The sequence below is a fragment of the Aliamphritea spongicola genome (assembly GCF_017051665.1).
Classification (GTDB): domain Bacteria; phylum Pseudomonadota; class Gammaproteobacteria; order Pseudomonadales; family Balneatricaceae; genus Amphritea; species Amphritea spongicola.
In genome coordinates, this window is record NZ_JAFIDL010000006.1 from 65,912 (window position 1) to 78,252 (window position 12,341).

General features: G+C 53.7%; 13 protein-coding genes. 12 read left to right on the top strand and 1 reads right to left on the bottom strand.

Annotated elements, in window-relative coordinates:
- The first annotated feature begins 7 nt into the window (after positions 1 to 7).
- The 3 genes from JYB63_RS16660 to JYB63_RS16670 all read left to right on the top strand — a co-directional run bounded on the left by JYB63_RS16660 (position 8) and on the right by JYB63_RS16670 (position 1,989).
- Positions 8 to 775: a 2OG-Fe(II) oxygenase gene (locus JYB63_RS16660; protein ID WP_205659037.1), complete on the top strand. Its 768-nt coding sequence runs from the start codon at positions 8 to 10 to the stop codon at positions 773 to 775.
- Between the two features lie 76 nt (positions 776 to 851).
- On the top strand, positions 852 to 1,328 hold the full coding sequence (locus JYB63_RS16665; RefSeq protein ID WP_205659038.1) for a cupin domain-containing protein: 477 nt from the start codon (positions 852 to 854) through the stop codon (positions 1,326 to 1,328).
- 100 nt (positions 1,329 to 1,428) lie between these two features.
- Positions 1,429 to 1,989: a lipid-binding SYLF domain-containing protein gene (locus tag JYB63_RS16670; protein ID WP_205659039.1), complete on the top strand. Its 561-nt coding sequence runs from the start codon at positions 1,429 to 1,431 to the stop codon at positions 1,987 to 1,989.
- Positions 1,990 to 2,019: 30 nt separating this feature from the next.
- Here JYB63_RS16670 and JYB63_RS16675 read toward each other — a convergent pair whose 3' ends face one another.
- The gene (locus JYB63_RS16675; RefSeq protein WP_205659040.1) at positions 2,020 to 2,934 is read right to left on the bottom strand and encodes a LysR family transcriptional regulator; all 915 of its coding nucleotides are present in this window, start codon (positions 2,932 to 2,934) and stop codon (positions 2,020 to 2,022) included.
- Positions 2,935 to 3,035: 101 nt separating this feature from the next.
- Here JYB63_RS16675 and JYB63_RS16680 point away from each other — a divergent pair, with 101 nt between their 5' ends.
- The 9 genes from JYB63_RS16680 to JYB63_RS16720 all read left to right on the top strand — a co-directional run bounded on the left by JYB63_RS16680 (position 3,036) and on the right by JYB63_RS16720 (position 11,950).
- A complete protein-coding gene (locus JYB63_RS16680; protein WP_205659041.1) occupies positions 3,036 to 3,872 on the top strand; it encodes a phytanoyl-CoA dioxygenase family protein in 837 nt (278 codons plus the stop codon).
- 27 nt (positions 3,873 to 3,899) lie between these two features.
- Entirely contained in the window at positions 3,900 to 4,727 is an 828-nt protein-coding gene (locus JYB63_RS16685; protein ID WP_205659042.1) for an aspartate racemase/maleate isomerase family protein, read from the top strand.
- 2 nt (positions 4,728 to 4,729) lie between these two features.
- On the top strand, positions 4,730 to 5,473 hold the full coding sequence (locus JYB63_RS16690; RefSeq protein WP_205659043.1) for a sulfotransferase-like domain-containing protein: 744 nt from the start codon (positions 4,730 to 4,732) through the stop codon (positions 5,471 to 5,473).
- A 13-nt stretch (positions 5,474 to 5,486) separates the two neighbouring features.
- A complete protein-coding gene (gene cysD / locus JYB63_RS16695; RefSeq protein WP_205659044.1) occupies positions 5,487 to 6,455 on the top strand; it encodes a sulfate adenylyltransferase subunit CysD in 969 nt (322 codons plus the stop codon).
- A gap of 54 nt (positions 6,456 to 6,509) precedes the next feature.
- Entirely contained in the window at positions 6,510 to 8,408 is a 1,899-nt protein-coding gene (gene cysN / locus JYB63_RS16700; protein ID WP_205659045.1) for a sulfate adenylyltransferase subunit CysN, read from the top strand.
- Between the two features lie 82 nt (positions 8,409 to 8,490).
- On the top strand, positions 8,491 to 9,273 hold the full coding sequence (gene cysQ, locus JYB63_RS16705; protein WP_205659046.1) for a 3'(2'),5'-bisphosphate nucleotidase CysQ: 783 nt from the start codon (positions 8,491 to 8,493) through the stop codon (positions 9,271 to 9,273).
- 48 nt (positions 9,274 to 9,321) lie between these two features.
- Positions 9,322 to 10,092: an SDR family oxidoreductase gene (locus JYB63_RS16710; protein WP_205659047.1), complete on the top strand. Its 771-nt coding sequence runs from the start codon at positions 9,322 to 9,324 to the stop codon at positions 10,090 to 10,092.
- A gap of 101 nt (positions 10,093 to 10,193) precedes the next feature.
- Positions 10,194 to 11,543 (top strand): aconitase X, encoded by a 1,350-nt coding sequence (locus tag JYB63_RS16715; RefSeq protein ID WP_205659048.1) that lies wholly within the window; start codon positions 10,194 to 10,196, stop codon positions 11,541 to 11,543.
- On the top strand, positions 11,540 to 11,950 hold the full coding sequence (locus JYB63_RS16720; RefSeq protein WP_205659049.1) for an aconitase X swivel domain-containing protein: 411 nt from the start codon (positions 11,540 to 11,542) through the stop codon (positions 11,948 to 11,950). The genes JYB63_RS16715 and JYB63_RS16720 overlap by 4 nt, the downstream gene beginning before the upstream one ends.
- Positions 11,951 to 12,341 lie beyond the last annotated feature (391 nt).

Here is a 12,341-nt window from a genome sequence, read left to right on the forward strand (position 1 = left end):
TGAAAGCATGGTTACAGATAACTTTTACGTCGTCGCTAAGGAACCCGGGGCTGAGCACCCGGCGTTACCTACCTGGGCAAACCGGGACGTCAATCCTGTGCAGTTGGCAGAAAAGGCTGACTGGGAGATTACCCGTACAGATGTTCCTGCTGTACCGGGAGCGTTTCAACTGCATAACGTCTTGAGCAAAGAAGAATGTGAACGCTTTATACAGCTAACTGAATCTCTAGGGTATCTGGAGGACGCCGCTGTTTCACTGCCCCGTCAGGTCCGGCATAACCACAATGTAACCTGGGTCGTGGATGAACTGACGGACGGCATATTGTGGCAGCGGGTTCACACCTTAATGGGAGATCCCGGTAATGTATTTTCAGGTAAAAAGCCGGTGGGTATAAATGCCCGCTTCCGCTTTTATCGCTATGAAAAAGGTGACTATTTCAAGCGGCATACCGATGGCGACTGGCCCGGCAGCCGGGTGGTGAATAACCAGCTTCTGCATGACGCTTACCCGGACCGGTGGAGCCGGATGACGTTCCTTATTTTACTGAGTGAAGATTTTGAGGGCGGCGCTACCCAGTTCTGGGTCAGAAATCATGACTATTTAAACCCTGAAACCCACAGTAAGAAAACTGAACGGATTGATATCCGCACACCCGCGGGCAGTGTGCTTTGTTTCCCCCACGGAAGTCATCCACTGCACTGTTTGCACGGTTCCGAGGAAATTTTACAGGGATCAAAATACATTATCCGTACAGATGTTTTGTTTGAAATATGACTCTCAGATTTTTGATTGCTGGTACGAAGAGACGTATCGCTACCGATAAAAATAGATTGAAAATAAGGAAACTGATATGAAGCTGAAAGCAATTATTTTAACTGTCGGGCTGGCTCTTTATTCGGGGGTGTTTGCTCAGGAAAAAATATCTTCGCAGACCCTGATCGGTTTTGCAGATATCTTAACTGATCATAAGGACTTAAACGCTGAAACGATGCTTCCGGTTCCTGAGTGGCCTGAAGAAATGAAAGTTGCAGGTGATTTGAGACACTGGGAGCAGGTCGTTTTTCAGGGTAATGAACTTGTTGGGGTTGTGTGGCTGTCAATGCCGGGAACTCTGAAACTGGAAGACTATCCATTTGATCAGATGGTTTTAGTCTTGGAAGGTTCAGTAACCTTAGAGCCGATGGAAGGAGATGTAAGAACCTTCAAAAAAGGCGATGTGTTCTTTATGCCGAAGGGATTTGACGGAATCTGGGATATGAAGGAACAATATAAAGAACTGATTCTGGTAGAAAAGCAGGCATGGGCTGCAATGACCTCAGCCGAATGACTGTAAAGTATCGGTAGTCTGGTCGGTGCAATAGTGTTGGCTTTCTCTGTAGCGAACTATGCTGTAAGTATTCAGTTAGCAAAGCTCGCAGGTGAGGACCATGCTGCAACAACGTATTTTCCAGATTTTGCTGGCCTGCGCCTTACTGGTGCTGGCCGGCTGTACCGCAACGGGCACAACCTCGGCAGATAAACGTGCCACCATCGAACAGATGCACGATCAGGTGCTGAGGGATATTTATGCCGTTAGCCCGCAAGCCCGCTCTCATGTGTCTTCTTCACCGGGATATGCCGTATTTAGTAATACTCAGCTGAAAATATTTCTGGTGGCTGCCGGTGGTGGCTTTGGGGTGGCAAAATCCGGCGGGCGGCCCACCTATATGAAAATGGGGGAAGCCGGTGTTGGTGTCGGGTTGGGGGTGAAGGATTTCCGGGCCCTGTTTGTTTTCCATACCGCTAAAGCCTACCGGGATTTTGTTGAAAAGGGCTTTGTGTTCAGTGCCGAGGCGGATGCCGCAGCAAAAGCTTCTTACACCGGTGGGCAGGCTGGTGGAGGTATTCCTTTGGGGGACATGACCCTCTATCAGGTGACGGATACCGGGCTGGCATTACAGGCCACCCTGAAGGGCACTAAGTTCTGGCGGGATCCTGAGCTTAACTGAGCCAGATACCCATTGTGCACACCGGTTCAGTCAGGGTAATGCCTGTTCCTGCAGAAACTGCAGGCAATGGCGGGCGCATATCCGGTCTCTGCCGTGGCTGGTGAGTTTGGCATACAGGCCGCTCTCCAGCGTCAGATAGTCAGCGGATAACGCCACCAGTGCGCCGCTTTCCAGATAGCGCTCGACCAGTCCCCGCCAGCCCATCGCGATACCTTTACCGGCGGTGGCAGCTTCCAGTAAGTAAACGTAGTTATCGAATCCGGTGAAGTTAGGTTCGCAGGATTGTTGCTGATGCTCAAACCAGTTTTCCCAGGTAGACCAGCCCATATTGCGTTTGGTGAGTTTTAAAAACGGCAGTACCTGCCAGTGGCTGAGATCTTCCTGCAATGTGTCTTCGTGTTCTCTGGCAAAGGCCGGGGAGCACACCGGCATCAGGGCTTCATGAAAGACCCGGGTAGCATTTTCCTGATCAGCCGCGCTGACCTGATAACTGAAATAGACATCAATCTGCGGGTCGAATGACGCTGCCAGCGCGTCGTATTCGTAAGTCATGATGCGGATCTGGGTCTGTTCACCGACGGCCTGTTGCAGGCTGGCAAAACGGGGCATCAGAAACAGGTGGGAAATTTCATGGGTGCAGGCAATTGTCAGCTGTTCATGCTCTGCTGTTTTGGCAATGTCAGTGGCGGCCTGTTGGATCTGATTGAGGCTGTCCACCACTACCCGGTAAAAGTATTCCCCCTGTTCAGTCAGGCTGAGTTTTTGTTTCTGACGTTCAAATAAGCGTACTTCCAGACGGGACTCAAGCCCCGCCACATGGCGGCTGATGGCGGACTGTGAGGTGTATAGCTCCTGCGCTGCATGGCTGAAATTACAGTGTCTGGCGGCCGATTCAAAGGCCACTAAGGCACTGGTGGAGGGAATTCTGTAGCGCTGTCTGGTCATATCAAATCCGGTATCAAAGGTCTCACAAATCGGCAATTTTCGCCGGGGAAGTCTTCGGTTACATTTTCAATATGTTCAGAAAATAGCCTATCGGGGGGGATATGGAAATACACAACTCTCTTGAAAATATAAGCGCTTCTGAAATTCAGAACCGCTTTGTAAACGATGGAATTGTTTTCCCCCTGCGCCTGATGAGTACCGAACAGGCTGCTGGCTATGCCAGTCAGTATTACCACTTCCAGCAACAGGCAATACAACGGTTTGGCAGTGAAATTTATATCAAACCCCATCTGGTCGCCCCGTGGATTTATGAAATAGCCCGCCAGCGAGCATTGCTTGACCGGGTGGCAGCGCTGCTCGGCGATGAAATTCTGCTCTGGTCGTCGGATATTTTTAACAAACCCGCCGGCAGCGATAAACGGGTGGGGTTTCATCAGGATTCGCCGTACTGGGGACTGAGCCCGGAGGACGGGCTGGTCAGTGTCTGGATTGCGCTGACCAGCAGCCAGCCGGAGAGCGGCTGCATGCAGGTGATTCGCCAGACCCACAATATAGGGCTGTTACCCCATAGAAAAACCTATGCGCCAGACAATATGCTCAGCGTCGGCCAGGAAGTGGAATATGACTGTGATTCTGCCCTGGTGACCGATGTTGCACTGCAGCCCGGAGAATATTCGATCCATCATTTCAATCTGATTCACGGCGGCCAGCCGAACAGCAGCACACAGGACCGTATCGGTTTGGTATTCAGGTTTATCCGTCCGGGAATGGTACAGAGTCAGGGGCCGGATTCGGCCACCCTGATGAGAGGCAATAACAGTGGTGGCTATCAGTTGGAAACGCCGCCGGCAACGGAACTGGGTGAACCGGAAATGGCACAACTGCGGCGGGTGTTTGCTGAAAGCCCCAGTGGCTTTGGCGGCCAGATGCTGGCCTGACAGAGAATAAAAATAAGGAGTCTGAATATGAAACCGGAAAAGTGGTCTGACCCGAGCAATAAGCTGTTTCCCCATCAGGTGGGATTTACGGCGCCGCCAATGGACTTTGACGCGGCCCCAACGGACTTTTTGCGCATCAGCCCGGAGACTGTCGGTGTCCATGGCCGGTTACTCCATGCGCCGGGCTATGGCCACCAGCTGAGCCAGCGACAGGATAACTTCAGCCTGCTGGAAGAGTTCGTGCACTGTATGTCTAACAGCGGTGCGGACGTGGTGGGACAGGTGGGCAGCAACTGGGTGCATTGCACCGGCACCACACCGGCGGATATTCGCGCTTACTGTGACCGTATCAGCGATACCTATGAGACACCGTTCCACATGGCCGGAATGTGTCTGGTGGAAGGGCTTCGTGAGCTGAATGCCGAGAAGATTGCCATCAACGTGGTGTATTACTGGCCGGACTGGCGGGACGGTATCGTCGGTTTTCTCAAACAGGCCGGTTTCGATGTGGTTTATTCCGGCAACTTTGTGGATCAGGGATTTTATGAAACCCAGCAGGAAGTGAATGATCACACCTGGATTTTCCCCGGTGATCTGGCTTCCCGCTCGATGAACTATGTGGCCGAACAGGCACCGGACGCTGATGCCGTTGTGGTCATCGGTATGCCCAACTGGCGACGGGCGGATGGCCTGCCCCAGCGCACCGTCAGCCTTGCCCGGGATCTGGAAGCGGAGATTGGTAAGCCTATTGTGTCCTCCGACTTCGCCCTTTACTGGCGCATCATGAAAACCCTCGGCATTGCCCCGGTTGGCTCGCAGGGACAACTGCTCAGCCGCTTACAGACAGGAGAATAATAATGAATAAGATTCTGGCTCTGTGGGGAATTCCCCGCTCAACTTCTACAGCATTCGAGTGGATGATGCGTCAGCGGGGGGATATGCAGTGTTATCACGAACCGTTTGGCGAGGCCTGGTATCAGGGTGAAGACCCTATGTGGCCAAGGCTGCAGGCGGACAGCAAGCGTACCCCCGGGCTGACACTGGAAGGCACCTGGGAAGAGCTGCAGGCAGCGGCAGCCAAAGGCCCTGTATTCATTAAAGACTTCCCACACCACATTGATCATATGTGGGATGATGCCATGCTGGATAAATTTACCCACAGCTTCCTGATCCGGGACCCGGCTAAAACCGTCACCTCGGTGATTGGCCGCTGGCCGGATGTGCACCTGATCGAGCTGGGGTTTGTGGAACAGCGCCGGCTGTTTGATTACCTGTGTGACCGGGACGGCACCCCACCACCGGTGGTGGACAGCGACGACCTGCTGGAAGACCCGCACAACATGGTTGAACGCTGGAGTAATGCGGTGGGCATTCCCTTTATGCCTGAATCCCTCAGTTGGGAGCCGGGAGCGCGGGATGAAGTCAGCTGGTGGGATGGCGGTTCCTTCCACGCCAATTTGCGGGATTCCGATGGCCTGAAGCCTCAGGTACGCAAGTATGTGGATATCTCAGAAGCCTCTAACCACGCACGGCGAATGTATGACCTTTGCCTGCCTCATTATGAACATCTGTATCAGCACCGGCTGACACTGACAGACTGACAGGAGGTGATGTATGGCGCTGTTAAATCCTGTACAGATAATACAATCGGATGATCAGACACCACCGGCGTTGTCGGTCACCGGCGGGAACCTGAATCATCTGGACCGGCTGGAATCAGAAAGCATCCACATTATCCGCGAGGTGGTGGCGGAGTTCCGTAATCCGGTTCTGCTGTACTCCATCGGTAAGGATTCCGCCGTGCTGTTGCACTTGGCGATGAAAGCTTTTGCTCCGGGCAAACTGCCGTTTCCCCTGCTGCATGTGGATACCCAGTGGAAATTTCGGGAAATGATCGAATACCGGGATGCAATCGCCAAACGCCTGGATCTGGATATGCGTGTGCATACCAACCCGGATGGTGCCGGAAAAATCAGCCCTTTCAGCCATGGCTCTCAGGTCCACACTGACATTATGAAAACCGCGGCCCTGAAGCAGGCGCTGGATAAGTACGGCTTTGATGCCGCCTTTGGAGGCGCCCGGCGGGACGAAGAAAAATCCAGGGCCAAAGAGCGGGTGTTGTCCTTCCGCAGTAAAGCCCACCGCTGGGACCCGAAAAACCAGCGCCCGGAACTGTGGAATCTGTATAACCCCAGAGTGTTGCCGGGGGAGAGTGTCAGGGCATTTCCGTTATCGAACTGGACGGAGCTGGATATCTGGCAGTACATCCACCGGGAAAATATTCCGCTGGTACCGCTGTATTTTGCAGCGATCCGTCCGGTGGTTGAGCGGGACGGCATGCTGATCATGCGGGATGACGAACGTATGGAATTGTTACCCGGCGAGCAGGTGACAGAAAAGCAGGTGCGCTTCCGTACGCTGGGCTGTTACCCGCTGACCGCTGCGGTGGAGTCAGATGCAACGGATGTAGAGGCCATTATTCTCGAATTACTTCAAAGCCGGCAGTCGGAGCGGCAGGGCCGGGTGATCGATCAGGATCAGGTTGGCTCCATGGAAAAGAAAAAGCAGGAAGGTTATTTCTGAGCCGGTGTACAGCGACCACTGAACCCACGTATTAGCAAGAAAAGGGTGAGCAGGATGTTAGCGATTAAAGACGTTGCAGACTATCTGCAACAACAGGGTGAAAAAGATCAGTTGCGGTTTTTAACCTGCGGTTCCGTGGATGATGGTAAGTCCACCTTACTTGGGCGGCTGCTGTACGACTCCAAGTCCATTTTTGAAGATCAGCTGGATGCCACCGCCGAGGAAAGCCGCCGCTTTGGCACCCAGGGAGGCGAAGTGGATCTGGCCCTGCTGGTGGACGGTCTGCAGGCGGAGCGGGAACAGGGCATTACCATTGATGTAGCTTACCGTTTTTTTGAGACCGATAAGCGTAAATTCATTGCTGCCGACACCCCCGGCCATGAACAGTACACCCGGAATATGGCCACCGGTGCCTCGACCTCTGAAGTCGCGGTTATTCTGGTGGATGCCCGTAAAGGCATGATGACCCAGACCCGGCGGCACAGCTTTATCGTGGCGCTGATGGGCATTCGCCACGTGATTCTGGCGGTAAATAAAATGGATCTGGTGGGCTATGACCAGGCCAGTTTTGATCATATCGTCACCGAATATCAGGAGTTCGCCCATGAAGTGGGCATCACCAGTATCGATTACATTCCCCTCTCAGCCCTGGCCGGTGAAAACGTTTTTCAGTCTTCCGGGGCGATGCCCTGGTATACCGGCCCGGCACTGGTTGAAGTGCTGGAAAATATTGAGCTGGGTAAACTCAGCATCTGTAACGATCAGAGCGAAGCGGGCTTCCGTATGCCGGTTCAGTGGGTCAACCGCCCAGACTCAGGTTTCCGTGGCTTCAGCGGTACCGTGGTTGCCGGCAGTGCTCGGCTGGGCAGTAAGGTCAGTTCCAGTCTGTCCGGCCGGACTTCGCAGGTAAAAAGCATTCTTGGCCCGGCGGGGGAACAGACGCTGGCGGTCACCGGGCAGGCAATCACCCTTGAGCTGGAAGATGAAATTGATATCAGCCGGGGAGATGTCATTGCCGCCGCTGCAGCGCTGCCGGAAGTCACCGATCAGGTTGCCGCGCATCTGATCTGGATGGATGAAGAACCCATGTTGCCGGAGCGGAATTACCTGCTGCGCTTTGCAACGGACACCGCCGCCGGACGGGTGACCGACCTCAGTTACCGGGTTGATGTTAACTCTATGGAACAACTGGCAGCCCGCACTCTGGCGATGAACGAAGTGGGTTACTGCAAACTGGCGCTGGAAAAGCCGGTGGCGTTTGACCCTTACAACAAGAATGCCCGTACCGGAGCCTTTGTGTTAATCGACCGGGTCACCAATGCCACGGTTGGGGCCGGGGTCATTGATTATGCCCTGCGCCGGGCCAGCAATATTGAATGGCACCGCATGAATGTGGATCGACAGGCCCGGGCACAACTCAATGAACAGCGCCCCTGTGTGATCTGGTTTACGGGGCTTTCCGGGGCGGGAAAATCCACCATTGCGGATTGTCTGGAACAGAAGCTTTTCGCGTTACATAAACACACTTATCTGCTGGACGGCGATAACGTCCGTCACGGTCTGAATCAGGATCTGGGATTTACCGATGAAGCCCGGGTGGAAAACATTCGCCGGGTCTCAGAAGTCTCTAAACTGATGGTAGATGCCGGGCTGATTGTACTGGTGTCCTTTATTTCACCCTTCCGGGCGGAACGCCAGCTGGCACGGGAAAAGCTGGCCGCAGATGAGTTTATTGAAGTGTTTGTGGACACTTCACTGGAAATCTGTGAATCCCGGGATCCGAAAGGCCTGTATAAAAAGGCCCGGGCGGGGGAACTGAAAAACTTTACCGGTATTGATTCAGCGTATGAACGGCCGGAAAATCCGGAACTGATTCTCCACAGCGGTGAACATGACCCGGAAGCCCTGGCGGATCAGATCATTGATTATCTGAAACAGCAGCAGAGAATCTGATTTTCAGATAGGTGTAATTCAATATTTTCGTTGTACATAAAATGTACGGCGCAGGATATTGGCAACAGACAAGAGATTAAACATGCAGACAGATCATTTACTGGAACCTCTGAATACCGTGGCCCGACAGGCCGGCGCTGCCATTATGGCTGTCTACGCAGAGATGCTGGCGGATAACGGTTTTGAGGCGGATCTCAAGCAGGATGGTTCGCCGGTTACCCGGGCGGACCAGGCCGCAGAAGACCTGATTTTGCCGGTACTGGCGCAGGTCGCCCCGGAAATTACCGTGATCTCGGAAGAAAACGCCAGCAGCCACAGCATCAGCGCGCCACAGTGTTTCTTTCTGGTGGACCCGCTGGACGGCACTAAGGAATTCCTGAAAGGGGATGGCAAAGGCTCATTCACGGTGAATATCGCCCTGATTGAAAACGGCGTACCGGTGTTGGGTGTGGTGTATGCCCCGGCGCTGGACCGGCTGTTTTATGGCAATGAAAACGGTGCCTTTGAAGTCAGTGCCGCAGGCACACGGCGGCTACAGGTACGGGATATTCCGGCTGACGGAGCGGTGGCAGTCGCCAGTGTTTCCCACCGGGATCAGCAAACCAATGAGTGGTTACAGCAACAGCAGATTGAACACACAGTCGCGATTGGGTCGTCACTGAAGTTTTGTTTGCTGGCCGCTGGCGAAGCGGACGTCTATCCCCGTTTCGGGCCAACCATGGAATGGGATACCGGCGCCGGCGATGCGGTGCTGCGGGCTGCCGGAGGTTATGTGGATCTGCCGGAAGGCGGACCGTTCCCTTATGGCAAAGTTGAATACCGTAACGGTGCCTTTATTGCCGGAGGGCGTTTTCAAATGAAATAACTGTCTGCTCCCGGGGCAGAAAATAACAACAAAGCTGAGGGTCATGTGATGCAAATTTCTCTGCAAGACAAGCGGGTATTTATTACTGCCGGCGGTGCCGGTATGGGCCGGGCAACGGCGCTGGCTATGCACAAACTGGGTGCCACCGTCTTTACCTGTGATGTGGACGAAGCCGCGCTGGCGAGCCTCCCGGAAGGTATCACCACCTGGGTGTGTGATGTGTCGAAATCCGCCGAGCTGGACGCCATCTTCGATGAAATTCTGCCCGGTGGACTGGACATTATGGTGAACAATGCCGGGGTAACCGGCCCTACTAAACTGGTGGAAGATGTCACCGATCAGGAGTGGCGCGACTGTATGGCGGTGTGCATCGATGCTCAGTTTTACTGCACCCGCAGAGTGGTACCTGTATTTAAGAAACAGCAGCAGGGCGTCATCATTAATCTGGTCTCAGCCGCCGGCATTCTCGGCTACCCCACCCGGGCACCCTATGTGGCTGCCAAGTGGGCGGTGACCGGCTTCACTAAAACCCTGGCAATGGAGCTGGGGCCGGACAATATCCGGGTGAATGGTATTGTGCCGGGCAATGTTAACGGCGAGCGCATGGAACGGGTGATACACGCCCATGCTGAAGCGGACGATCTGGACCCGCAAGAAGTGCGCCGTATGTACGCCATCGGTACCTCTATGCAGTGTTACGTGGATCCGGAAGAAATCGCCGACACCATCTGCTTCCTTTGCTCTGACTACGGCCGGCATATCTCCGGTCAGATTGTCGGGGTGGATGGCCACACAGAAACCCTTTATCCCCGGTCGTAACGACCACCGTACCAATGTTTATACCCTGAATATGTGACAGCCCGGCGATAACTTTCCGGTTATCGCACGGCTTCACACGCCCTGAATACGGGAGGTGATATATGCAGTTAACGGAATATGATCAGTCGCTGCTGGCCGGTGAGCAGGGCAAGGCCCGGCAGGTAGCCATGAAACTGATGATCCGGGCCGCCGAAGTGAGTGGTGCTGATCATTTGGTGGATGTCAGTATGGCCCATGTGAACAGCTGTTTTTACAGTGGCCAGGTGGGGATCGACTTTGCAAAATTCCTGCTGGCGGAAGGTGGCCAGGTGGCTGTGCCGACACTGACTAATGTAGGGCTGATTGATCTGCTGCACCCTGATCTGCGGCCTAAAGAGGTCCATCCGGAAGAAGTGGCCGGTGCCCGGCAACTGATGGATATATACCGGCAACTGGGCTGTGAAGTGGTCTGGACCTGCGCGCCCTATCAGCTGAAGCAACGGCCGCAGGTGGGGGATCAGATTGTGGGTTCTGAATCCAATGCCGTGGTGTTCTACAACTCCGTACTGGGTGCCCGGACCAATAAATATGGTGATTTTCTGGACATCTGTGCAGCGATGACCGGTCGCGCTCCTGCAGCAGGATTACACCTGACAGAAGCTCGCAAAGGGCAGTTACTGTTTCGTCTGCAGGGTGTGTCTGCAGCCCTGATGGCAGAGGATATTTTTTATCATGTTTTAGGCGTGATACTCGGCCGGGAAGCCGGTACCCGGATTCCGGTGATTGACGGTTTACCTGCTGAAGTCAGTGAAGACCGCTTAAAAGCCATCAGTGCCGCCAGTGCCGCTGCCGGGGCTGTGAGTATGTTTCATGCGGTGGGTATCACCCCGGAAGCGGAGACGCTGGCAGAGGCGTTCCAGGTGGCTGAGTTTGATGACTCGGTCCCGGAAGCCTGCATTAATGTAACCCCGGCTATGCTGGTTCAGGCCCGGGATATGCTCACCAATACGGAATCCGCTGAATTGCGGGCGGTGTGTCTGGGTACTCCACATTTCTCTGTTTCTGAGTTTGCCCAACTGATGCCGCTGATTGAGGCACAGCAGGCAAAGCAGCCGGGTATCACCATCCATGAAGGTATCTGTTTTTACATCTCAACCAGCCGCTTCATTCTGGCTGAAATTGAACAGCAGGGCTGGGTTGAACAGCTGGAAGCCTTCGGCGTCACCATGGTGGTGGATACCTGCACATATTTCACTCCCATTGCTAAAGGCATTACCGGCGGGGTGATGACCAACTCCGGTAAATGGGCCTATTACGCACCGGGGATGCTGAAGGTACCGGTGGTCTTTGGCAGCATGGCTGAATGTGTGGAGTCTGCGGTACAGGGCCGCGTCTGGCGGGATGCTCATCTTTGGAAAGATGATTTGTGGAGCAGCAAATCAGCGGCACCGGGAAACGGGGGGAATCGATGATGCAGTTACAGGGCAGAGTACTGAACGAAGGTGATGTAACAGCAGAACTGCTGATACTGGATGAGCCGCTGAGCTTCTGGGGCGGTTTCGATTCCGCCACAGGCCGGATCATTGATAAGCAACACCCCCAGGAGGGGACGCAATTAACCGGTAAGCTGGTGGTGATGCCGGGTACCCGCGGGTCTTCCGGTACACCGGGGGTATTAGGTGAGTCTTTGCGGTTAGGGACGGGGCCGGCGGGGCTGATTCTGAATAAGGCGGATATTAATGTGGTGGCGGCAACAGTAGTTGTGGCTGCTTTGTATGATTTGCATTGTCCGGTGGTGTTATTGGAGGCTGAGGCGTTTGGTTGTTTAGTGGCCAATCAGGTATGTACTGTTAATTCTGATGGGGTAGTGTCGTTTTAAGTTTTGGTTTTGGGAGAGGGGCTGATGGTTCAGCGTTTTTCTTTATTCGAGTGCTGAATTTTTATTTGAGATGATCTTTTTCGCTTATGCGACTCAAGACCTTTAAACGGCTAAAGCTTGTAAAAGAGAGTTCTTAACAATCTAAAATAGCCCCACTGCTTCCCGGCTTCGCCGGGTTCCCTGCGTGTTTCGCCATTGAATGGCATCGCAGAAACAATAGTTTGCGCTGCTGATTTATTTTTGACTATTTTGCTTAATTTTTATTTCGGATAATCTTTTTCGACTTCGTCGAGTCAAGACCTTTAAACGGCTAAAGGTCTTAACAATCTAAAGGCCGCCCCACTGCTTGTCCGGCTTCGCCGGATGCCCTGCGCTTCTCATTTTAAAATGG